This is a genomic window from Brevibacterium moorei (assembly GCF_024580735.1).
Taxonomy (GTDB): domain Bacteria; phylum Actinomycetota; class Actinomycetes; order Actinomycetales; family Brevibacteriaceae; genus Brevibacterium; species Brevibacterium moorei.
On sequence record NZ_JANIJX010000003.1, the window covers coordinates 96,673 to 118,439 of the forward strand.

Annotated in this window: 19 protein-coding genes; 13 read left to right on the forward strand and 6 right to left on the reverse strand. The window is 68.1% G+C overall.

Annotation, left to right across the window (positions count from 1 at the left end; translation table 11 throughout):
• Positions 1–78: 78 nt before the first annotated feature.
• Positions 79–843: a hypothetical protein gene (locus NQ034_RS03250; protein ID WP_257046998.1), complete on the reverse strand. Its 765-nt coding sequence runs from the start codon at positions 841–843 to the stop codon at positions 79–81.
• 112 nt (positions 844–955) lie between these two features.
• Here NQ034_RS03250 and NQ034_RS03255 point away from each other — a divergent pair, with 112 nt between their 5' ends.
• Both NQ034_RS03255 and NQ034_RS03260 read left to right on the forward strand, forming a co-directional pair.
• A complete protein-coding gene (locus NQ034_RS03255) occupies positions 956–2,605 on the forward strand; it encodes a long-chain-fatty-acid--CoA ligase (protein ID WP_306427702.1) in 1,650 nt (549 codons plus the stop codon).
• 145 nt (positions 2,606–2,750) lie between these two features.
• A complete protein-coding gene (locus NQ034_RS03260) occupies positions 2,751–4,403 on the forward strand; it encodes an AMP-binding protein (RefSeq protein WP_257046999.1) in 1,653 nt (550 codons plus the stop codon).
• 95 nt (positions 4,404–4,498) lie between these two features.
• Here the strand turns inward: NQ034_RS03260 and NQ034_RS03265 are convergent, their stop codons facing one another.
• The 3 genes from NQ034_RS03265 to NQ034_RS03275 are packed head-to-tail and all read right to left on the reverse strand — an operon-like array spanning position 4,499 to position 7,848.
• Positions 4,499–5,623 carry a glutamate--cysteine ligase gene (locus NQ034_RS03265; protein ID WP_257047000.1) on the reverse strand — a complete coding sequence of 375 codons (1,125 nt, stop codon included), beginning with the start codon at positions 5,621–5,623 and terminating at the stop codon, positions 4,499–4,501.
• Between the two features lie 54 nt (positions 5,624–5,677).
• Positions 5,678–6,583, reverse strand: a complete 906-nt coding sequence (locus NQ034_RS03270; protein WP_257047001.1) for a sulfurtransferase — start codon at positions 6,581–6,583, stop codon at positions 5,678–5,680.
• Complete coding sequence (locus NQ034_RS03275) at positions 6,580–7,848, reverse strand: class I SAM-dependent methyltransferase (protein ID WP_257047002.1); 1,269 nt, start codon at positions 7,846–7,848, stop codon at positions 6,580–6,582. Before NQ034_RS03275 ends, NQ034_RS03270 begins: the two co-directional genes overlap by 4 nt.
• Before the next feature lie 73 nt (positions 7,849–7,921).
• Between NQ034_RS03275 and rsmA the strand changes: the two genes are divergently transcribed.
• Genes rsmA through NQ034_RS03290 form a run of 3 tightly spaced genes read left to right on the forward strand, consistent with a single transcriptional unit; the run spans position 7,922 to position 11,673 of the window.
• On the forward strand, positions 7,922–8,866 hold the full coding sequence (gene rsmA / locus NQ034_RS03280) for a 16S rRNA (adenine(1518)-N(6)/adenine(1519)-N(6))-dimethyltransferase RsmA (protein WP_257047003.1): 945 nt from the start codon (positions 7,922–7,924) through the stop codon (positions 8,864–8,866).
• A complete protein-coding gene (locus tag NQ034_RS03285; protein ID WP_257047004.1) occupies positions 8,863–9,810 on the forward strand; it encodes a 4-(cytidine 5'-diphospho)-2-C-methyl-D-erythritol kinase in 948 nt (315 codons plus the stop codon). Before rsmA ends, NQ034_RS03285 begins: the two co-directional genes overlap by 4 nt.
• A 51-nt stretch (positions 9,811–9,861) precedes the next feature.
• Positions 9,862–11,673, forward strand: coding sequence for an ABC-F family ATP-binding cassette domain-containing protein (locus tag NQ034_RS03290; RefSeq protein ID WP_257047005.1), 1,812 nt, complete (start codon positions 9,862–9,864; stop codon positions 11,671–11,673).
• Between the two features lie 95 nt (positions 11,674–11,768).
• On the opposite strand, the gene NQ034_RS03295 is transcribed toward NQ034_RS03290, so the two are convergent.
• Entirely contained in the window at positions 11,769–12,341 is a 573-nt protein-coding gene (locus NQ034_RS03295) for a MarR family transcriptional regulator (RefSeq protein ID WP_257047006.1), read from the reverse strand.
• A gap of 361 nt (positions 12,342–12,702) precedes the next feature.
• On the opposite strand from NQ034_RS03295, the gene NQ034_RS03300 reads away from it, so the two are divergent.
• From NQ034_RS03300 to deoC, 7 genes are all read left to right on the forward strand, one after another.
• Positions 12,703–13,797 (forward strand): BMP family lipoprotein, encoded by a 1,095-nt coding sequence (locus NQ034_RS03300; protein WP_257047007.1) that lies wholly within the window; start codon positions 12,703–12,705, stop codon positions 13,795–13,797.
• Between the two features lie 90 nt (positions 13,798–13,887).
• Positions 13,888–15,480 (forward strand): ABC transporter ATP-binding protein, encoded by a 1,593-nt coding sequence (locus NQ034_RS03305; RefSeq protein WP_257047008.1) that lies wholly within the window; start codon positions 13,888–13,890, stop codon positions 15,478–15,480.
• Entirely contained in the window at positions 15,477–16,700 is a 1,224-nt protein-coding gene (locus NQ034_RS03310) for an ABC transporter permease (protein WP_257047009.1), read from the forward strand. Before NQ034_RS03305 ends, NQ034_RS03310 begins: the two co-directional genes overlap by 4 nt.
• Positions 16,697–17,998, forward strand: a complete 1,302-nt coding sequence (locus NQ034_RS03315; protein WP_257047010.1) for an ABC transporter permease — start codon at positions 16,697–16,699, stop codon at positions 17,996–17,998. The genes NQ034_RS03310 and NQ034_RS03315 overlap by 4 nt, the downstream gene beginning before the upstream one ends.
• The gene (locus NQ034_RS03320) at positions 17,985–18,413 is read left to right on the forward strand and encodes a cytidine deaminase (protein WP_257047011.1); all 429 of its coding nucleotides are present in this window, start codon (positions 17,985–17,987) and stop codon (positions 18,411–18,413) included. The genes NQ034_RS03315 and NQ034_RS03320 overlap by 14 nt, the downstream gene beginning before the upstream one ends.
• Positions 18,414–18,415: 2 nt before the next feature.
• Positions 18,416–19,708: a thymidine phosphorylase gene (locus tag NQ034_RS03325; RefSeq protein WP_257047013.1), complete on the forward strand. Its 1,293-nt coding sequence runs from the start codon at positions 18,416–18,418 to the stop codon at positions 19,706–19,708.
• Between the two features lie 49 nt (positions 19,709–19,757).
• Positions 19,758–20,432, forward strand: a complete 675-nt coding sequence (gene deoC / locus NQ034_RS03330; RefSeq protein WP_257047014.1) for a deoxyribose-phosphate aldolase — start codon at positions 19,758–19,760, stop codon at positions 20,430–20,432.
• A gap of 14 nt (positions 20,433–20,446) precedes the next feature.
• Here deoC and NQ034_RS03335 read toward each other — a convergent pair whose 3' ends face one another.
• Complete coding sequence (locus NQ034_RS03335) at positions 20,447–20,944, reverse strand: hypothetical protein (protein WP_257047015.1); 498 nt, start codon at positions 20,942–20,944, stop codon at positions 20,447–20,449.
• A 149-nt stretch (positions 20,945–21,093) separates the two neighbouring features.
• Between NQ034_RS03335 and NQ034_RS03340 the strand changes: the two genes are divergently transcribed.
• Positions 21,094–21,765 (forward strand): carboxymuconolactone decarboxylase family protein, encoded by a 672-nt coding sequence (locus tag NQ034_RS03340; protein WP_257047016.1) that lies wholly within the window; start codon positions 21,094–21,096, stop codon positions 21,763–21,765.
• Positions 21,766–21,767 lie beyond the last annotated feature (2 nt).

Sequence of the window (21,767 nt, forward strand, 5' to 3'; positions counted from 1 at the left end):
GGCCCGGGCCGTCTCATGTGCAAGGCTCCCCCTGGAGGTTACAGGGGGAGCCTTGCACATGCAGCGCTGTGGGCGGGTTCAGGCGATGGTGCCCTTGCCCTCCTGCTCGGTCCGCTCAGCGTGGACGAGTTTGCCCGCATCGTCGACCGGGGTGATGCTGACCTTGAATGTGATGGGCGAATTCTTCTGGTAGTGGAAGTTCTCCCCATAACTGAAATGTTCCCCCTTGGCGAAGGGATAGACGGTCGGATCGGCCCGGTTGGCGATCGCACTCGTCTCGATGCCCACCTTCTTCGACAGTGAGCTGTCGGTGATCCCACCCATTCCCTGGGCGTATTTCCAGTCGTCGTACTTGGGGGTGACCTTGACCAGGCTGGAACCCAGATCGATCGGATCGCCGTTGTTGGTCACGACGTAGTTGACGAAAACGATGTCGTCGCCCTTGGCGATCAACGGCTTCTTGGTGTCGGGGTCGACCCAGCGGCCCTCCTTGGGGGCCTTCTCCACGCCCATCTGGAAGACCTTGACATTGACGTCTCCTGCGTCGATTGAGGCGATCTCCTCACCGCCGGAGGTCGGCTCCTTGGCCCAGGCGGGGACCGCTCCGCCGGCGGCCGCATCGTCGTCTGCCGGGGCAGCGGCTCCGTCGCCCTGCTCCGCGGCCGGGGAGTCGACCGGCTGGTCGGCGGAACCGCTGGGGGCCTGTGCGGCCTCGGGAGCGGTCTGTCCGTCGTCTTGGGATTCGGCCCGTCCGCCCGAGCAAGCGGTGAGTCCGAGGGTTGTGATGAGCGCGGCGGCCGCAATGGCTGTGTGTCGTCGGTGGCCCATGATATGCCTTTCCATCAATGGAGGTTGTCATAATCGAGTATATGGAAAGATGACCGCAGATGTCGTTCCCCGAAGCTGGGCAAGTGGTCCGAATTACACTGAAGGGCACATCACTGACAGAGAGGCCATGATGCAACCCTGGATCACGCAACTCACACCCCTGTCCTATCTCGCCCGTTCGGCCGAGGTCTTCCCGGCCAAACCCGCCCTGGTCCACGGAACGGAATCCCTGACCTATGCAGAACTGCGCGAGGCCGTCGAGGTCCGTGCCAGGGCCCTGCGCGCGCTGGGAGTCGAGGCCGGGGACCGGGTGGCCTATATGATGCCGAACCTGCCGGAGACACTCATGTCGATGTACGCGGTGCCGCTGATCGATGCCGTGCTGGTGCCGGTCAACACCCGGCTGGCGCCCGCGGAGGTCCGCTATATCGCGGACCACTCGGGTGCGAAGGTCCTCGTCATCGATAGCCAGTACTGGCCTGCGGTGACCGCGGTGGCCGCCGAATTGAGTACGGTCGAGACGATCGTGCTCATCGACGATGAACAATACGCCGAACGCCCGGCGCCGCGGGCCAACCCGGCGGGCACCCGAGTACTCACGCGCGGGGAATTCCTCGCGGGGGCCGCGGGCGACGCCAGTCCAGTGGAGTGGAGCGTCGACGACGAGAACCGGACCCTGTCGATCAACTACACCTCAGGGACCACCGGCAAGCCCAAGGGCGTGATGTACACCCACCGCGGGGCCTACCTCAATGCGCTCTCGGAGATCGTCCACTCCGGGTTCGACACCGACTCGCGGTATCTGTGGACCCTGCCGATGTTCCACTGCAACGGCTGGTGCACGGGCTGGGCGCTGGTGGCCTCCGGCGGCACCCAGTACTGTCTGCGCGAAGTCCGGGGTCCGGAGATCTGGCGGTTGATCGACACCGTCGGCATCACCCACCTCAACGGCGCCCCCACGGTGGTCTCGACGATCCTCGATGCCACCGAGTCCCATGAGTTGGCGGCGGCGGTGACCATCACCACCGCAGGCGCCCCGCCCAGCCCCACGATCCTCACCCGGATGGGGGCCATGGGCTTCTCGGTCGTCCACGTCTACGGACTCACGGAGACCTATGGCCCCTACACCGTCAACCAGTATCAGGACGCCTGGGCAGAACTCGATCAGCAGACCCGGGCCGGCCTGCAGGCCAGGCAGGGGGTTGGGATGATCGTCGCCGAACGCGCCCGCGTCGTGGCTCCGGCGGTACCGGGTGAGGAACTCGTCGATGTGCCGGCAGACGGGGCGACCATGGGTGAGGTCGTGATGCGCGGGAACAACGTCATGAAGGGCTACTACGCCGACCCGGCGGCGACCGAGGCTGCCTTCGCAGGCGGCTGGTTCCACTCCGGCGACCTGGGCGTGATGCACCCGGACGGCTATATCGAACTGCGCGATCGGGCCAAGGACGTGGTGGTCTCCGGCGGTGAGAACATCTCCACCATCGAGGTCGAGCAGGCCATTGCAGGCTTCCCCGGAGTGACCGATGTGGCGGTTGTCGGAGTGCCCGACGACACATGGGGCGAGCGTCCCAAGGCCTTCATCGTGCTGGCCGAGGGATCCGCGGCCACCGCCGAGGAGGTGCGCGAGTTCCTGCGCGAGCGGTTGGCCGGCTACAAGAACCCGCGCGATGTGGAGTTCGTGCCGGTCCTGCCGAAGACCTCGACGGGCAAGATCCAGAAGTACGCACTGCGGGAACGGGAATGGGGCGGCCACACGAGGCGCGTGAAGGGCTGAGACCGGGGGAGTCGCGCGGACCGGGGGATGGGAACTGCATGACACAACATGACGGTTTATGACCGGCCCGGTGCACACCCGGCCTAATCTGAGGGGGAACCCGCGGCGTGAGAAGCTGTGCGGATCCCTGTTTAGAAAGGCCGGCATGAACCCCTGGACCACCCAGCTCACCCCGATCTCCTTCCTTGAGCGTTCCTCCTCGGTCTTCGCCGAGCGCACCGCGCTGGTGTACGGTGACTCGGCCTGGACATATCGGCAGGTGCGGGAGGACGTCGAACGCTGGGCACACGCCTTCCTGGCCGCCGGGATCGAACCCGGGGACCGGATCGCCTATATGGTGCCCAACACCCCGGTGAGTTTCTACTCGACCTTCACGGTCCCGTTGATCGATGCGGTCCTGGTCCCGATCAACACCCGGCTGGCCGCCGATGAGGTCCGCTACATCCTCAACCACTCGGGCGCCAAACTGCTGGTGTGCGATACCCAGTACTGGCCGGACATCGCGGCGATCGTGCCAGACCTGGAAACCACCACCACGGTGGTGCTGGCCCGCGACGAGCTCTATGCGAACCAGCCGGAGCTCCCAGTGGATCCCGCCGGGGTGCGGGTCGTCCGGGCACCCGAGTTCCTGGCCGCTGGGGAGGCGGACGGCTCCGAACTGGACTGGACGGTCCGCGATGAGAACCAGCTGCTGTCCATCAACTACACCTCGGGCACGACCGGCGCGCCCAAGGGCGTGGAGTACAGCTACCGCGGCGCCTACCTCAACGCCCTGTCCCAGGTGGTCCACCTGCGCTTCGGGATGGACACCAACCTGCTGTGGACCCTGCCGATGTTCCACTGCCAGGGCTGGTGCAATTCCTGGGCCGTGGCCTCGGTCGGGGGCAAGCAGGTGTGCTTGCGCGAGGTCCGCGGCCCGGAGATCTGGCGGCTGATCGACTTGCACGGGATCAACCGGCTCAACGGTGCGCCCACTGTGGTCTCCACCCTGATGAACGATCCGGCGGCCCACCGGCTGGACTACGAACTGGTGATCGGCACCGCCGCCGCTCCGCCGAGTCCCACGATGTTCAAGCGGATCCACGATATGGGCTTCACGGTCCAGCACTCCTATGGGCTCACGGAGACCTACGGCAATTACACGTACAACCAGTGGCAGAGCCCCTGGGCGGACCTGGACGCCGACGCCCGTGCGGCCAAGCAGGCCAGGCAGGGCGTTGGCATGGTGACCTTCGACCCCGTGCGCGTGGTCTACCGGGAACCGGTGGACGGCGAATTGGTCGACGTGCCCGCCGACGCCCAGACGATGGGCGAGGTGGTGATGCGCGGGAACAACGTCATGAAGGGCTACTACAAGAACCCCGAGGCCACCGCCAAGGCGTTCGCCCACGGTTGGTTCCACTCCGGCGACCTGGCGGTTATGCACCCGGACGGCTACATCGAACTGCGCGATCGGGCCAAGGACATCATCGTCTCCGGCGGTGAGAACATCTCCACCATCGAGGTCGAGCAGGCCATCAACGCCTTCCCTGGCGTGACCGATGTTGCCGTCATCGGGGTGCCCGACGAACACTGGGGTGAACGGCCCAAGGCCTTCGTCGTGCTCGAAGACGGTGTGCAGACCACGGCCGAGGAGATCTTGGAGCACCTGCGCGGTCATCTGGCACGGTACAAGAACCCGCGCGAGATCGAGTTCGTGCCCGTGCTGGCGAAGTCCGGCGGCGGCAAGACCCAGAAGCAGGCCCTGCGCGCGAAGGAGTGGGCCGGCCACGAGGCGAAGATCCAGGGCGGTCTGTAAAAGCCTGACGGTGGCTCCACAAATACGCGTGTGGCTCGCGAACTCATGAGTTTTCGAGCCACACATGTATTTGTGGAGCCACCGCTGGAGTCCGGTCAGGTGGCTCCCGTCTTGAACTCCTCGACCAGGAGGCGGGCGACCTCCTTGAGGTCTCCCGTGCGCTCGAACACCGCGCGCTGGCGCTGGTAGCTGGCCCCGACCTCGGCGAAGCGCAGCATGCCCGCCAGCTCCTCCGCACAGCCCAGGCGCTCGGCGACGGGCTCCAGGCGGGCGACCTCGTCGGCGATCACCTCGGTGACCAGCCGCTCCTCGGCGGCGGCGTTCTCGATGATGATCGCCTCCATCCCGTACCTGGCGGCCCGCCACTTGTTCTCCACATGGAACCAGTCGGGCATCCGCGGCAGGGTCTCCCCGCGGTCCAGCCGTTCGGAGAAATCGTCGACCAGGCACTGGACGAAGGCTGTGACCGCGGCGATCTCGTCCAGCGTGGGGATGCCGTCGCACACCCGCACCTCGATCGTGCCCCAGCCCGGCGAGGGCCGGATGTCCCAGCGGATCTCGTTGATCTCGTCGATCACCCCGGTGTGCATCATGTCCGCGACGTACTTCTCATAGGCCGACCAGGTCTCGAACTGGAAGGGCAGCCCGGCGGTCGGCAGCTGCTGGAACATCATCGCGCGATTCGAGGCGTAGCGCGTGTCGGTCGCCTCCCAGAACGGACTCGAGGCGCTGACGGCCTGCAGGTGCGGCACATAGGCCAGCAGCGCGCCCAGGATCGGCAGCACCTTCTCGCGCGAGTCGATTCCCACATGCGTGTGGACCCCGTAGATGAGCATATGGTGGCCCCACCACTGGGTCCGGTTGATCAGTTCGGCGTAGCGGTCCTTGTCGGTGACCGTCTGGTTCTGCCAGAGGGCGAAGGGGTGGGTGCCCGCACACATCAAGTCGATGTCCAGGGCATCTGTCAGCGGGGTCAGAGCCTCAACCTTCCCGCGCAGGTCGCCGATCACCCCGGAGACGTCCGTGTGCACTCCCGAGACCACCTCGACGGTGTTCGTCAGCATCTCGCCGACCACGCTGCGCCGCAGAGCGGGGACCTGCGCGGTGCGCTCGAGCACGGCAGCGGCCGCGGGGACAAGGTCGAGCGAGTGGCGGTCGAGCAGGGCGAGCTCCCATTCGACGCCGAGGGTGGAACGGGCTGAACGCGCGAAAGTCACCATGAGTAGATCCTAGCGTTCGGTGAGTCGGGGGAACGGTGAGCGGGGCGGGTGGCCTCAGTCGCCGGTGGCGGCAGGCGCCTGCGGGTCGGCAGACCAGCCGGACCAGCTGGCGGGGTAGAGGGCGGCGGTCACACCCAGGGTGTCCAGGGCCAGCAGATTGTGGCAGGCGGTCACCCCGGAGCCGCAGTACACGCCCAGCTCACCGGTCGGCTCCTGCGGGGACGCAGCGGGGGCCGCGGCCGAGGCGGCGCCCGCAAGCGCATCGGCGCCGGCGACCCGCTCGAACTCCGCGCGCAGGGTCTGCGGGTCCTTGAACCTACCGGTAGACGGATCGATGTTCTCCGTCGTCGGCCGGTTCAGGGCTCCTGGGATGTGACCGGCCCGGGGATCCATCGGCTCGACCTCCCCGCGGTAGCGCTCAGGGGCCCGGGAGTCGATCAACCGGCCCCTGGCGCCCAAATCCGCAGCACCCGCGGCGTCGATCACCGGGCGGTGTCCACCGGTGACGGTGAAGGTCCCCGGCCGCGGTCGCACGAAGGGCCCACCAGCCAGGGGCAGGCCGGCCCGCTGCCATGCGCCCAGACCCCCGTCGAGCACGTGCACATCGGTCTTGCCCGCCCAGCGCAGCAGCCACCAGGCGCGGGCCGCGCCCAGGGACTGGTTGTCGTCGTAGACCACGACGGTGGAGTCCTCGTCGACGCCCCAGGCCCGCACCGTCGCCTGGAAGCCCTGTGGATCGGGCAGCGGATGTCGGCCGGCCGTCGGGTCGTCATGTGCGGGGGCGGCCAGTTCGTCATCGAGCGAGACGTAGAGGGCGCCGGGGATATGGCCCAGCATGAAGTCCTCGCGTCCGTCCGGGCGCGGCAGAGTCCATCTGACGTCGAGGACGACAGGGGGACGGGCCCCGGCGAACAGCTCGTCGAGTTCGGCCGGTGAGATGAGCGTGGGCAGACGGGTCATGAACGGTCCTTCGTTTCCTCGACGACTTCTTCGACCAGCAGGGCGATGTGCCGATCGCCCAGTCGGGTGAATACCAGGGTAGCCGGATCACCGGCGGGCAGGCGGAGCTGTCTGCGCAGAACGTCGGGGACGATGTCGGCGCCCCGCTTCTTGATCACCACCCGCCCGATACCGCGCCGAATGAGTTCGGCGCGCAGCGGTTTGACCTTGGTGGGCAGGGTGTCGACGATCCGGAAGGTGCGCACCAGGCGGGCGGCGGTTCCCCCGGCCGGGCGCTCGCCGGTGAGATAGGCGATCTGCTCGTGCAGCCGGTGGGCGCCCAGCGGGCCGCACAGGGCGGTGACGAGTCCCGCCCGAATCACCGCGCCATCGGGCTCGAACAGATACGCGCCCAGGGTGCCCAGTCCGTCCTCCGGGGTCGCGGTCGCGGGCAGGTCGGCCTGGGACACCTCGGCGGCGCCGGCCGGGCCCAGCACCAGTGCGGTGCGGCCGGGGGCGCGGGCGGCGGCCCCATGGTAGAGGGCGACCTCGACCACATCGCCTGTGTGTGAGACCCACTGGGCCTCCCAGCCCGCGGGGATCAGCCCGTGGTCCAGGGCCGGCCCCAGCTTGATTCCGGTGCCCGCATAGTCCGCCGCCGCGCCGAAGGCCCAGGACAGGCTGGGGGAGAAGTCCTCGGGGTCGTTGAGCCGGCGGGCCTGCCCGCCGCGCTTGGTGCCGGAGCGCCGGGCCGGATCCAGCCACAGGAGTTCGGCGCGCTCGGGGTCGAAATCCTCGGCCCGCCCGTGTTCGACGGTGACCTTCTCCAGGTGGCGCAGATTATAGGCGGCCAGGGCTGCGGTGACCTCATCGGCGTCGATGGCGATCACCGGGGCCCCCAGCCCACCGAAGGCCAGGGAATCCGCGCCGATCCCGCAGCCCAGATCGGCGATCGGAGCGGACTCGAAGTCCAGGCCGGCGCGCAGTGCGGCCTGCCGCATTCGCCCGGCGTGGTGGGCCGCGACCGGCAGGCGGGTGGCCTGGGCCAGACCATCCCGGGTGAAGAGAAGGGAATCCGCGAAGGGGCCGAACTTCGCCGGTGCGGCCTGCCGCAGTTCCGCCTGGGTGACCAGGGCCGCGGCCAGGCCGGCCGGCAGCCCCCTTTCGGCCAGCTCCGAGCGCAATCGGGTGGCGATCTGCAGTTCCCGCCCCCGCTCGTATTCGACCCCGTCCAGCAGGGCCAGGGAGGCGGGATCCAAGAGGGCGCGCAGAGTGTCCGGTTCCATGTCCCCAGCTTATCGGGCGCCTCGTTCCCCGCTGACCGAGCCGTGCCGGGCCACGATGTCATAGGGTTGAGGCGTGAGTGAACTCTTGACCGCCGCCACCATCCGCGCCCTGGCCGCGGAGCTCGGCCTGCGTCCCACCAAACAGCGGGGGCAGAACTTCGTCATCGATCCCAATACGGTGCGCAAGATCGTCGCCGAGGCCGCCCTGGAACCCGGGCAGCCCGTGGTCGAGGTGGGCCCGGGCCTGGGCTCCCTGACGCTGGGCCTGCTGGACGCCGGGCACCCGGTCACCGCCGTCGAGATCGACGGGCTGCTGGCGGGTCGCCTGCCGGCCACCGTCGCCGAGCACGCCGGCCCCGACGCCCGGTTCGCACTGCTCGAACAGGACGCGCTGCGGGTCGCCGAGCTGCCGGAGGCCGAACCCGGTCGCGCGCCCAGCGCCCTGGTCGCGAACCTGCCGTACAACGTGGCGGTGCCCGTTCTGCTGCACATGCTCGAGACCTTTCCCACTCTGCGCCGGGTGCTCGTGATGGTCCAGGCCGAGGTCGCCGACCGCCTGGCGGCCGTTCCCGGGTCCCGTGTCTACGGGGTTCCCAGTGTCAAAGCCCAGTGGTACGGCACGGTGGACCGAGGTTCGGACATCGGCAAGAACGTCTTCTGGCCGGCGCCCAATGTGGGCTCGGGACTGGTGGGAATCACGGTCCACCCCGCGGCCCTTGACGATCCCGCGGGCGAGGCCGGTCGGGCGGGGGTGAGCCGGCGCGAGGTCTTCACGCTCATCGATGCGGCCTTCGCCCAGCGCCGTAAATCGCTGCGCGCGGCCCTGTCCGGCTGGGCGGGCTCCGGTGCCCGCGCGGGCGAGGTGCTGCAGGCTGCCGGGATAGACCCGCTGACCCGCGGGGAGCGCCTGGATGTCCACGACTTCGTGCGGATCGCCGCCGCGGGTCGGACCATCGTCCCCGCCGGAGGGCAGGCACCTGCCGAAGGACCCACGGCCGGAGGAGCCGAGTCGTTATGACCCGGGCGCACAGGGTGGGAGCGCCGGCAGCGGTGCCGGCGCCGGTGAGCGCGCGTGCCTTCGGCAAGGTCAACCTGCTGCTGGCCGTCGGTGCGCGGCGCTCCGACGGGTACCACGACCTCACGAGCGTCTTCCAGTCGCTCAACCTCGCGGAGACCATCACCCTGACGCCGGCAGTGGAGTTCGAGGTGCGGCTGAGCGGTCGGTTCGCCGACCCCACGGTGCCGCTGGACGAATCGAACCTGGCCCTGGCGGCGATCAGGGCACTGATCGCCGCGGGAGCACCGGAGGTTCCCGTGCTGATCGAGATCGAGAAGAACGTGCCGGTGGCCGCCGGGATGGGCGGGGGCTCGGCGGACGCGGCCGCAGCCCTGCTGGCCTATAAACGGCTCAGCGGTTTCACCGGCGGCCTCGACGCGGTCGCGGCTGGACTCGGCGCCGATGTCCCCTTCGCCCTGCGGGCCGGCACCGCGGTGGGCACCGGCCGGGGAGACCTACTCACTCCCGTGATGACCCGGCAGCGCTTCCACTGGGTGGTCGCGACCGCCGGCACCGGGCTGAGCACCCCGGCCGTCTACCGCAGACTCGACGAACTGCGTGCCGCCGGTGCCGCAGTGGACTCAGCCGAGCGCACCGCGGCCAGGCGCGACGCCGTCCTGGAGGCCCTGGCCGGGGGCGACCCGGAACGGCTGGCCGGGGTGCTGCACAACGATATGGAGCCGGCCGCGCTCGACCTGGAACCGGGGATCGAGCCGATCATGCGGGCCGGGCGCGATGCCGGCGCCCTGGCCGCTCTGCTCTCGGGTTCAGGGCCCACCGTGGTCTTCCCGGTCCGCGATGCGCACCATGCGCTCGACCTGGCCGTGATGCTCGAGGCCACCCCGGGCGTGGCCCGGGTGCTGCGCACCACGGGCCCCGCCGGACCGGCAGGGGTGCTCGACTAGACTGGTCGGGGCCCATCGGGGCCACCTGAACCATTCGAAGAAGGAGTCCACGTGCACCTGCTCGGCGCCGAGGCGATCAGTCTGTCCTATCCGAACCGCCAGGTCATCGAGGACCTGACCGTCGGGGTCTCGGCCGGGGACCGGATCGGCATCGTGGGCCGCAACGGCGACGGCAAGTCCACCCTCATCCGGATCCTCGCCGGTGACCTCGAACCGGACACCGGTCGGGTCACCAAACGCGGTGGCACCCGGGTGGGCTATCTGCGCCAGGCCGACGATCTGGACGATGCCCAGACGGTCAGGCACACGGTGCTGGGCGACCTGGCCGATCACGAATGGGCCTCCCGGGCCGAGGTCCGCGACGTCGTCGGCGGGCTGATCGGCGATCTAGACCTCTCGGCGGAAGTCGGTGGCCTGTCCGGTGGGCAGCGCCGCCGCGTCGCCCTGGCGGCGCTGTTGGCAGGGGACTGGGACGTGCTCATCCTCGACGAGCCGACCAACCACCTCGACATGACCGGCGTGCGCTGGCTGGCCGCCCATCTGCGCAAGCGCTGGCCGGCGGGTCAGGGTGCGCTGCTGGTCGTGACCCACGACCGCTGGTTCCTCGATGAGGTGTGCACCCTGACCTGGGAGGTCCACGACGGGACGGTCGACGCCTTCGAGGGCGGCTATGCCGCCTACGTCCTGCAGCGGGTCGAGCGTGACAGGCAGGCCGCGGCCAGTGAGGCGCGCAGGCAGAACCTGGCGCGCAAGGAGCTGGCCTGGCTGCGCCGCGGTGCGCCGGCGCGGACCTCGAAGCCGAAATTTCGCATCGAGGCGGCCAATGCACTCATATCGGACGTGCCGCCGGTTCGGAACAAGCTGGAGCTGACGGCCCTGGCGACCAGCCGGCTGGGCAAGGACGTCTTCGAACTCAAGGGGGCCTCGGCCACATATCCAGGTGCGTCGGCACCGACCATCGAGCCGACCGACTGGATCGTGGGTCCAGGCGACCGGCTGGGACTGTTGGGGGCCAACGGCGCGGGCAAGTCGACCCTGATCGGCCTGCTCACGGGCGAGGTGGAGCCCGCGACCGGCCGGGTCAAACGGGGCAAGACGATCAGCATCGCTCTGCTGGACCAGCAGCTGCGCGAACTCGATGACCTGTTGGACCTCAAACTCCACGAGATCCTGGCGCGCCACCGCACGGAGGTCAAGACGGCGAGCGGCGAACTGGGCACTTCTCAGCTGCTGGAGCGCCTGGGCCTGGGTGATGCGCTGCAGTCGCGGGTGCGCGACCTCTCCGGCGGACAGGCGCGCAGGCTCCAACTCCTGCTCATTCTGCTCGACGAACCGAATGTGCTCATCCTCGACGAGCCGACCAACGATATGGACACCGACATGTTGGCGGCCATGGAGGACCTGCTCGACGAATGGCCAGGCACCCTCATCGTGATCTCCCACGATCGCTATTTCGTCGAACGGGTGACCGACGATCAGTACGCCGTGATGGATCACCGGGTGCGGCACCTGCCGGGCGGGGTCGACGAATACCTCGAACTGGCTGCGGCTGCCGCAACCGGTCGCCACGGCGGAACCGGGAGTGCGAAGGAGGCGGCGTCGGGGGATGAGGCGCCGGCCGGGCAGGAGCAGGGGCTGAGTCCGGCGGAGCACCGCCGACTGACCAAGGAGGTCAACGCGCTGCAGCGCAAGATCGACAGGGTCGAGGCCGAACTGGCGAAGCTGGACGGCGCCTTCGCCGTCCACGACCAGTCGGATTTCAGTGGCCTGGCGGAGCTCAACGCCAAGCGACAGGACCTGCTGGAGGAGAAGGACGAACTGGAACTGGCCTGGTTGGAGGCCTCCGAGGCCCTCGAGGGCTGAATCGGCCCCGGAACAGCGAACCGCCCCGGGCGGACGCTGGTCCCTCCGGGGCGGCGGACCGGAGCAGACGACTCCGGCCGGTGCGGTCAGTGCTCTCAGGTGTTCTTGGGCCGGGCGATGGCCACGAGCTTCTCCTCCTTGGCAGTCCGCTTGCGGTGCCGGGGCGGGCGGGCGTCGAGGGCCTCGAGAGCGGCTTCGGCGGGTTTGATGAGGCCACGCAGGGTCAGGATCATCCGCATGACCTCCTCATTGCCCAGATCCCCCATGGTCTTTTCGAAGGACTGGAAGATGGCCGCATGGTAATCGGTGATAAGATCCCTGGCCTTCTGAGTGGGCATGATGGAGATTCTGCGGCGGTCGGCGGCATCGCGTTCGCGCGTGATGTAGTCGGCCGAGGCCAGCCGCTCCAGGATCGAGGTCAGGGTGGAAGCCGAGAGCGCCAGACGGTCGCTGAGGTATCCCGGGGTCGGCGGGGTGTCGAGCTCGGAGGAAGCCGACAGAGTCAGGCTGAGGACTGAGAAGTCGATGAAGTTCAGGTTGCGCGCCTGGGCGAACTTGGAACCGGCGATCCACTGCTGGGAGCCGAGTAGGCCGATCTGGTGGACCAGGTCCAACAGCGGCGGGACCGCGCCCGTGTCGTACTGGTCGTCTGGTGAAGCAGAGCTCATAACACTCCGGAAGTCTGAGGGAACTATGGTTTCCATGTGTAAAGCATAAATGATTGAATTCGCAAAATCCCTGGGCCTCGGCTTAGCCGTGACTGTGTGAATTGTTTTTCACACTCGTGGGTTTCGTTATTGATACGTTACCCGTCGTAGACATTGGGTTGCAATTTGGTAAACGAGCCAAGTTCTTTCACGTGCGGGTGAATCCGGGCACGCCGGGCGCCACAGTGCGGACGCGCACGGTACCGGCTGTGTGAAACTGGTATGGGGCGGGTAGTCTGTGACTGACATGTTCGCGGTCCGTGTGCTCGCTGTGAAGGTGAGTGGTCTGGGCCGTGAGGTACTTAGAACCGGGAGTTCTCCAGTGAATATCAAGCTTCTCTCGTCCGCTGCGGCCCTGACCGCGGTGTCCGCCCTGACCCTGACCGCCTGCGGCAGTGCCCCGGAGGACAGCGCCGGCGGCGAAAAGTCCGACTACAAGGTCTGCATGGTCTCCGACGCCGGCGGCTGGGACGACCACTCGTTCAACCAGTCGGGCAAAGAGGGCTTCGACAAGGCCGTCAAGGAATTCGGCCTGGATGAATCGGACGCGGAGTCGAAGGACCAGTCCGACTACACCTCGAACGTCGACCAGATGGTGCAGCAGGGCTGCAAGCTGACCTACGGGGTCGGCTTCAACCTGGCCGCCACGATGACGAAGTCGGCACAGGACAACACCGATCTGAACTACGCGCTGATCGACTCGCCGTTCACCGATGCCAAGGGCGCGGTGCAGACCCTGAACAACGCCAAGCCGCTGCTGTTCAAGTCGAACGAAGCGGGCTTCCTGGCCGGCTACGTGGCCGCCGGCTACAGCAAGTCGGGCAAGATCGCGACCTTCGGCGGCCAGGAGATCCCCTCGGTCACCGTGTTCATGGACGGCTACGCCGACGGCGTCGCGCAGTTCAACAAGGACAACGGCAAGTCCGTCAAACTGCTGGGCTGGGACAAGGACAAGCAGAAGGGCTCCTTCGCCAACAGCTTCGACGACCAGGGCAAGGGCAAGACGCTGGCCGAGGAGTTCCTCAGCCAGGGCGCCGACGTCATCATGCCGGTCGCCGGCCCCGTCAACCTGGGCGCCGCCGCAGCGGTGAAGAAGGCAGGCGGCGACAACGCCGTGGTGTGGACCGACTCCGACGGCTACGAATCCGCAGCCGACTACAAGGACATCATCCTGACCTCGACGCTCAAGGAGATCTCCAACGCCGTCTACGACACGGCCAAGGAGGGCAAGGACGGCAACTTCAAGTCCGAGGCCTACATCGGCACGCTGGCCAATGACGGGGTGGGCATCGCCCCCTACCACGACTTCGACTCGAAGCTTTCGGACGATCTGAAGAAGAAGGTCGAAGACCTCAAGAAGCAGGTCGCAGACGGCACGATCAAGCTCGACTCCAAGAACGCCCCCACGGCGGACTGATTCCACCTGCCCGAGCCCGCCGCCGGCCGGTCCGCCCGGCCGGCGGCGGGCCCGGGCGTTTCCGCCACACTCTGCGAGGAGAACGACCGCGTGAGGCTCCAGCTCGACGGGATCACGAAGCGATTCGGGTCCTTCACCGCCAACGATGCCATCGACTTGACCATCGAACCCGGACAGATCCACGCCCTGCTGGGTGAGAACGGTGCCGGGAAGTCTACGCTCATGAACGTCATCTACGGGCTCTACGAACCCACCGAGGGACGGATCCTGATCGACGGGAAGCCCATCGCCTTCTCCGGTCCCGGTGATGCCGTGGCCGCCGGCATCGGCATGGTCCACCAGCACTTCATGCTCATTCCGGTCTTCACCGTCGCGGAGTCCGTGGCATTGGGCTACGAGCCCACGCGGGGACTGGGCCTGCTCGACCTCAAGACCGCCAGGGCCAAGGTCCGGGAGATCTCCGAGCGCTTCGGCTTCGAGATCGACCCGGACGCCCGGATCGAGGACCTGCCGGTCGGTGCACAACAGCGTGTGGAGATCATCAAAGCGCTCTCCCGGGATGCGGAGGTCCTCATCCTCGATGAGCCGACCGCCGTGCTGACCCCGCAGGAGACCGACGAGCTGATCGAGATCATGCGCCAGCTCAAGGCCCGCGGCACCTCGATCGTCTTCATCACCCACAAGCTGCGCGAGGTCCGCGCTGTGGCCGATGCGATCACCGTGATCCGCCGCGGCAGGGTCGTCGGCATGGCCTCGCCGGAATCCTCGGAATCCGAACTCGCCGGGCTGATGGTCGGTCGCGAGGTCAACCTGGGAATCGACAAGGCCCCGGCACAGCCCGGCGATGAGACCTTCACGGTCAGCGATCTGACGGTGCTCGACTCGACCGGGCTCCCGGTGGTCGACGACCTGAGCTTCGGAGTGCACCGCGGCGAGATCCTGGCCGTCGCCGGCGTCCAGGGCAATGGTCAGTCCGAACTGGCCGAGGCCATCATCGGGCTGGTCCGCCCGCGCGCCGGCACGATCACCCTCGACGGGAACGAGCTGGGCCACCTCAGCGTCAAGGAGCGCCTGCTGGCCGGCATCGGCTTCGTGCCGGAGGACCGGACGGAAGACGGCATCATCGGCCCGTTCGCCATCCGCGAGAACATGATCCTCGACTGGTACGACCAGGAGCCCTATGCCAAGGGCCTGGCCCTGCAGCCCCAGGTGATCGAATCGGCAGCCCGGGAGAAGGTCGAGGAGTTCGACATCCGCCTGGGCTCGATCGACGATCCCATCTCCACCCTCTCCGGTGGCAATCAGCAGAAGGTCGTGCTCTCCCGTGAGCTGGGCCGTAAGCTCCGGCTGCTGGTGGCCAGCCAACCGACCCGCGGCCTCGACGTCGGCTCGATCGAATTCGTCCACCGCCGCATTGTGGCCGAACGCGATGCCGGAACCCCCTGCATCATCGTCTCGACCGAACTCGACGAGGTCCTGGCCCTGGCCGACCGGATCGCCGTGATGTACCGCGGCACGATGGTCGGCATCGTCCCCGGCGACACCCCACGCGACGTGCTGGGCCTGATGATGGCCGGCGTCCCGGAATCCGAGGCCCTGGACAGGATCGCCGACGGGACCGGCGCCACGGAGATCAGCGCAGTCGAAGAGACAGACCCCGACACAGGGGAGGAGAGCCGATGACTCAGAACACCACCGAGGCCCCGAAGAGGCCGGCGCCGGAGGCGGAGGAGACACCCGGCGCGCGGGAAGCGCTCCTCAAGGACATCCTCAGTGGCAGTTGGCTGGTGTCCGTCCTGGCCATCGTCATCGCCCTCATCATCGGCGGCGTCCTCATCGCCCTGTCCGATGAGGACGTGCGCGCGACCATGGGCTACTTCTTCGCCCGCCCCAGCGACTTCTTCACAGCTGCCTGGCACAGTGTCTGGGATGCCTATATGGCGCTGCTGCGCGGGGCGGTGTTCGACTGGAAGGCCTCGAACTTCGAACGCTCGATCCGGCCGCTGACCGAATCAATGGTCTACGCCTCGCCCCTGATCTTCACCGGCCTGGGTATGACCCTGGCGTTCCGCTCCGGCCTGTTCAACATCGGCGGGCAGGGACAGGTCGTGCTCGGCGCGATCATCTCCTGCTTCTTCGGCTACGCACTGCACCTGCCGGTGGGCCTGCACGTGCTGGTGGCGCTGCTCGGCGGCCTGCTCGGCGGCGCACTGTGGGCCTCGATCGCGGGCGTCCTGAAAGCGCGCACCGGGGCCAATGAGGTGATCGTGACGATCATGCTCAACTCGATCTCCGGCTTCCTACTGACCTATCTGCTCAAACAGGGCTGGTTCACCCAGACCGGGCAGAACACGCCCATCACCACCTCGATCGACGACAACGCGGCCCTGGCCACGATTCTGCCGGCGCCCTTCCGGCTGCACTGGGGCTTCCTCCTGGCGATCCTCGTCACCTGGGCCGTCTGGTGGCTGCTGGAACGCTCCACCATCGGCTTCGAGTTCCGCGCGGTGGGGGAGAACCCGCAGGCCGCGCGCACCGCCGGCATCTCCGTGGGCAAGGTGACGATCCTGGTGATGGCCATGGCAGGCGCACTGGCCGGCCTGGGCGGTTCGATGCAGTCGCTGGGTACCGAACACTCCCTGGCCGAGGGCGTCGGCGGGTCCATCGGCTTCGATGCGATCACGGTGGCCCTGCTGGGCCGTTCCAAACCGGTCGGGACCTTCTTCGCAGGCCTGCTGTTCGGCGCCTTCAAGGCCGGCGGTTACCTCATGCAGGCACAGACCGGCACCCCGATCGAGATCGTCCTGGTCGTGCAGTCGGTCATCGTCCTGCTCATCGCGGCACCGCCCCTGGTGCGCGCGATCTTCCGACTGCCCGCACCCGCGAAGAAGGAGGCCGCATGAGCACCGCGCTCACCCCTTCCACCCAGCCCACGACCCCCGATCCGTCCGTTGCGGCCCTGCTGGCGCCGCGGAACTGGAAGATGCCGGTGGTCTACGGAATCCTGGCGCTCGTGGCAGTGCTGTGGTTCGGCCTGGGCGCCCAGGCGGGCGCACACACCGTCTTCCGCTTCTCCAAGGACGGCGACTTCCTCCGGCTGCCCGACCTGGTCGTCGGGGCCAAGGCCGCGACGCTGTCGGTCGGCATCGTCCTGCTGGCGCTCGCCGGCTTCTCCTGGTGGTCCGTGGCCCGGCGCGTGCGCACCGGCGTTTGGCTGCCGATCGTCTTCGGCGTGCTCTTCGTCTTCGGGTTCCTGGCCTGGGCCGGGGCCGACCATGGTGTCATCGCCACCACCAGCCTGCTGGCCGGTGGGTTGACGCTGAGCGTCCCGCTGATCTTCGGGGCCATGTCCGGTCTGGTGGGCGAGCGCTCGGGCATCGTCAACATCGCGATCGAGGGCCAACTGCTGGCCGGGGCCTTCGTCGCCGCCGTCACCGCCTCGCTGGCGGGCAATCCCTACGCGGGCCTCGTGGCCGCACCCCTGGGCGGCATCATCGTCGCGGTCATCCTGGTGTTCTTCGCGGTCAAGTACTGGGTCGATCAGATCATCATCGGCGTGGTCATCAACGTGCTGGTCACCGGTATCACCAGTTTCCTGTTCTCCAGCGTGCTGGCCAAGGACTCCAGCCACTGGAACACCGCCTTCGAACTGCCCAAGCTGCCGATCCCCGGTCTGGCGCAGATCCCGGTGCTCGGTCCCGTGCTGTTCGATCAGAACCTGCTGGTCTACCTCATGTACGTCGTCGTCATCGCCCTGCACATCCTGGTCTTCCGCTCCAAGTGGGGCCTGCGGATGCGCGCGATCGGCGAACACCCCAAGGCCGCGGACACCGTGGGCATCAAGGTCAACCGCTGGCGCGTCATCAACACCCTCATCGCCGGCGCCTTCGCCGGCCTCGGCGGGGCCTTCCTGACGATCGGCTCCGGCCTGGCGTTTGCCAAGGACATGTCGGCCGGACAGGGCTATATCGCCCTGGCGGCGATGATCCTGGGCAAGTGGAACCCACTGGGTGCCCTGTTCGCGGCCCTGTTGTTCGGCTTCGTGACGAACCTGGGCAATGCGCTGCAGGCCATCGGCTCGCCGCTGCCCTCGGACCTGCTGAGCATGTTGCCCTACATCGTGACGATCTTCGCCGTTGCGGGCTTCGTGGGCCGGGTGCGCGCACCCGCGGCGGAGGGGCAGCCCTATGCCAAGCAGTGAGGCAACCAGTATCCGGGTCTTTCCCGCCGAGGTCTGGGAGGGGCTGCGGAAGGCCGCGCGCACCGCGATGGCGGGGGCCTATGCGCCCTATTCGCACTACCCGGTGGGTGCCGCGGCGCTGGTGGACGACGGTCGCACAGTCTCCGGGGCCAATGTCGAGAACGCCGCATACGGAGTGGGCCTGTGCGCCGAATGCGGCCTGGTCTCCGACCTGTTCCGCACCGGCGGAGGCCGCCTGGTGGCCTTCGCGTGCGTGGACGGCCATGGCAACAAACTGGTGCCCTGCGGCCGCTGCCGCCAGTTGCTCTATGAACACGGCGGCCCCGAGCTGGTACTCGATATGCCGCGGGGCCCGCAGCGGATGGACGCGGTCCTGCCCGATGCGTTCGGGCCGGCGCACCTGAGGGAGGAATGAGAATGGTCGAACCCTTCGATGCGGTCGATGTGATCGCCGCCAAACGCGACGGCAGGCGGTTGGCGGCCGAGCAGATCGCCTGGGTGGTCGACGCCTACACCCGCGGGGTCGTGGCGGACGAACAGATGGCGGCCCTGGCCATGGCGATCTACTTCAACGGGATGGACGCGGGGGAGATCTCCCAGTGGACGGGCGCGATGATCGCCTCGGGCACCACTATGGACTTCTCCGCACTGTCCAAACCCACCACGGACAAACACTCCACCGGCGGGGTCGGGGACAAGATCACCCTGCCGCTGGGTCCGCTGGTGGCGGTCTTCGGCGCAGCGGTCCCACAGTTGTCCGGCCGGGGGCTGGGGCACACGGGCGGAACCCTGGACAAGCTCGAATCGATCCCCGGCTGGAGCTCCCGGATGGACCACGCGGCGATGCTGGGCCACCTGTCCGAGGTCGGGGCTGTGGTCGCAGCCGCCGGAGACGGCCTGGCACCGGCGGACAAGAAGCTCTACGCACTGCGCGACACCACCGCCACGGTCGACTGCATTCCCCTCATCGCCTCCTCGATCATGTCGAAGAAGATCGCCGAGGGCACGTCGGCCCTGGTGCTCGACGTCAAGGTGGGCTCCGGGGCCTTCATGAAGGACCTGGATTCCGCGCGTGAACTGGCGCGCACGATGGTGGACCTGGGAACCGCCCACGGGGTACGGACCTCGGCGCTGCTGACCGATATGTCCACCCCGCTGGGCCGCACCGTGGGCAATGCCCTGGAGGTCCGCGAGGCCCTCGAGGTCCTGGCCGGCGGCGGGCCCGCCGATGTGGTCGAACTGACTGTCGCGCTGGCCCGCGAGATGCTGCGCCTGGTGGGCATCGTCGACGTGGACGTCGCCGCCGCCCTGCGCGACGGCCGTGCGATGGACCGGTGGAACGCCATGATCGCGGCCCAGGGCGGGAACCCCACGGCACCGTTGCCGCAGGCGGCGCACGCCCACACCGTCACAGCACCGGAGACCGGCGTGCTGACCGGATTGGACGCCCTGGACGTGGGCGTGGCCTCCTGGCGGCTGGGTGCCGGGCGCGCCCGCAAGGAGGACCCGGTGTCCGCCGGAGCCGGTATCGAACTGCACGCGAAACCCGGTGATTCGGTGGTGGCGGGAGCCCCGCTGCTGACCCTGCACACCGACGACGAGGCGCGCCTGCCCCGGGCACTCGAGGCCCTGGAATCGGCGGCGACGATCGGCCCTGCCGGGGGCACTGCGCCGGGTTCGGTTGTGTTCGAACAGATCAGTGCCCGATGACAGCCGTCGCAGAGGAGAACAGGCGTCGATGAGGAAAGAGGATAGGAACATGCCCACTCGTGAACAGGTCGCCGGACTGGTCGACCACACCCTGCTCAAGCCGGAATCCACCCGCGCGGACGTTGCGGCCCTGGTGGCCGAGGGCCGCCGTCTGGGCGTCAAGGCCGTCTGCGTCTCCCCGAACCAGCTGCCGCTGGAGGATACGGGCGAGTTGACGGTGGCCACCGTCGTGGGCTTCCCCTCCGGTGCGGTCAAGAGCCAGATCAAGGCTGCAGAGGCGGCGCTGGCCGTGGCCCAGGGCGCCACGGAGATCGACATGGTGATCAACCTGGGGGCCGCCAAGGCCGGCGACTGGGAACTGGTCGAGGCCGATATCCGCGCCGTCGTCGCGGCGAGTGCGGCCGCTGCCGCCGACCTCGAAGTCCCTGTTCTGGTCAAGGTGATCATCGAATCGGCAACGCTGGACGATGAGGAGATCGTCGCGGCCTGCCGTGCCGCCGAAGCCGCGGGCGCGGACTTCGTGAAGACCTCGACCGGTTTCCATCCGGCCGGCGGCGCCAGCGCCCACGCCGTGGAACTCATGCGTCGGACCGTGGGGGACCGCCTGGGGGTCAAGGCCTCCGGCGGGATCCGCACGGCCGAGGTCGCATCACAGATGATCTCCGCCGGCGCCAGTCGACTGGGCCTGTCCGGCACCGCCGGAGTGCTCGACGGACTGGAGTAGGCCGGTGGGAGGGATCAGCGGACCAGCGTATCCAGGCCCCAGTCGGTGAGCGCCGTGGCCACACAGGCCCACAGCGCCGAACCCGCCAGCTGCCAGGCGATCACCTTGCGCCGGTTGACGCCCAGGGCGATCATCGCGGCGGTGCTCAGCTGACTGGGGATCACGACCTGGCCCAACAGGGCGAACCCGGCGACCCCGTAACGGTCGATCGCGCGTCTGACCCGACGCTCCAGTTTCGACTTCCGCCGGCGGATCGGCAGTCTGCGGCCGAAACGGCGCATCTGCCGCCTGGCGCGCTCGGCGACGGCGGCGGTAGCCAGCAGCGCCGCCGCGTTGCCGCCGAAGGCCGAAGCCAGGGTGACGGGATTCGACACACCGGCGAGGGTGCCGAGCAGGGCCGCGAAGTGCGATCCGACATAGGGCACGGCGCCCATCACCAGGACTACCACCCAGTGCAGCCAGTCCGGCAGCGATTCGGTATACGTCTGGAGGTTCTCCAGCAGCGATTCCACGCTCGTCATCCTTCTATTGGGGAAGTTGGCACAAAGGCGCCCGGACGCGAACGCCCGGGCTGCGTCCATCCTATCGACGGCCCCTGACACGGATGCCGGAGTGGGCGTACGGTTGAGATGTACGTCACCGGAATCCACTGGAGGAACACATGGCAGAGCACTACCACGACCCGTCGGACTTCGCCTACGCCAAGGAACTGGCAGAAGTGGCGCCCGCGCAGTCCGCCGGCTTCAACGATTTCAATGCGGCCGTCTTCGACCCGAGCGACGAGGTGCTGCCGATCAAGACCAAGGAGCTCATCGCGATCGGCGTCGCCGCGACCACGCAGTGCCCCTACTGCCTGGACGTCCATGTGGGCAATGCGAAGCGCGCCGGTGCGAGCAAGGCCGAGGTATCGCGTGCGGTCTTCGTCTCTGCGGCACTGCGCGCCGGAGGAGCCTTCACGCACGGCTTCCTGGTCCACAAGGCGGCCGACCAGGGCGCTGGGCTGGAGCACTTCACAGAACCGGGCGACAGGAGTTATGCCCGGATCCTGCGCCAGACCTCCGGCGGCGGTGTCGAGGGCTTCCAGGGCTTCGACAAGGCGGTGTTCGACCCTGCCGACGAGGTCCTGGGGGTCAAGGAGCGAGAGCTCATCGCGATCGCGGTGGCGGCGACGACCCAGTGCCCTTTCTGTGTGACCGGACACACCGGCAATGCGAAGCGCGCAGGGGCCAGTGACGAGGAGATCTCGCGCGCAGTGCTCATCGCCGCGGCCCTGCGCGCCGGCGGCGCCTACACTCACGGGCTGTTGGCCCTGAAGCTCTACGACGAGAAGTGAGT

What these genes read in the sequence shown, in the direction of transcription:
- NQ034_RS03295 (WP_257047006.1), bottom strand. Translation starts at nt 12,341, where the DNA reads ATGAGCTCTGCTTCACCAGACGACCAGTACGACACGGGCGCGGTCCCG.
- NQ034_RS03325 (WP_257047013.1), top strand. Translation starts at nt 18,416, where the DNA reads ATGGTCGAACCCTTCGATGCGGTCGATGTGATCGCCGCCAAACGCGAC.
- NQ034_RS03270 (WP_257047001.1), bottom strand. Translation starts at nt 6,583, where the DNA reads ATGACCCGTCTGCCCACGCTCATCTCACCGGCCGAACTCGACGAGCTG.
- NQ034_RS03260 (WP_257046999.1), top strand. Translation starts at nt 2,751, where the DNA reads ATGAACCCCTGGACCACCCAGCTCACCCCGATCTCCTTCCTTGAGCGT.
- deoC (WP_257047014.1), top strand. Translation starts at nt 19,758, where the DNA reads ATGCCCACTCGTGAACAGGTCGCCGGACTGGTCGACCACACCCTGCTC.
- NQ034_RS03275 (WP_257047002.1), bottom strand. Translation starts at nt 7,848, where the DNA reads ATGGAACCGGACACTCTGCGCGCCCTCTTGGATCCCGCCTCCCTGGCC.
- NQ034_RS03265 (WP_257047000.1), bottom strand. Translation starts at nt 5,623, where the DNA reads ATGGTGACTTTCGCGCGTTCAGCCCGTTCCACCCTCGGCGTCGAATGG.
- NQ034_RS03285 (WP_257047004.1), top strand. Translation starts at nt 8,863, where the DNA reads ATGACCCGGGCGCACAGGGTGGGAGCGCCGGCAGCGGTGCCGGCGCCG.
- NQ034_RS03315 (WP_257047010.1), top strand. Translation starts at nt 16,697, where the DNA reads ATGAGCACCGCGCTCACCCCTTCCACCCAGCCCACGACCCCCGATCCG.
- NQ034_RS03320 (WP_257047011.1), top strand. Translation starts at nt 17,985, where the DNA reads ATGCCAAGCAGTGAGGCAACCAGTATCCGGGTCTTTCCCGCCGAGGTC.
- NQ034_RS03340 (WP_257047016.1), top strand. Translation starts at nt 21,094, where the DNA reads ATGGCAGAGCACTACCACGACCCGTCGGACTTCGCCTACGCCAAGGAA.
- NQ034_RS03250 (WP_257046998.1), bottom strand. Translation starts at nt 843, where the DNA reads ATGGAAAGGCATATCATGGGCCACCGACGACACACAGCCATTGCGGCC.
- NQ034_RS03310 (WP_257047009.1), top strand. Translation starts at nt 15,477, where the DNA reads ATGACTCAGAACACCACCGAGGCCCCGAAGAGGCCGGCGCCGGAGGCG.
- NQ034_RS03255 (WP_306427702.1), top strand. Translation starts at nt 956, where the DNA reads ATGATGCAACCCTGGATCACGCAACTCACACCCCTGTCCTATCTCGCC.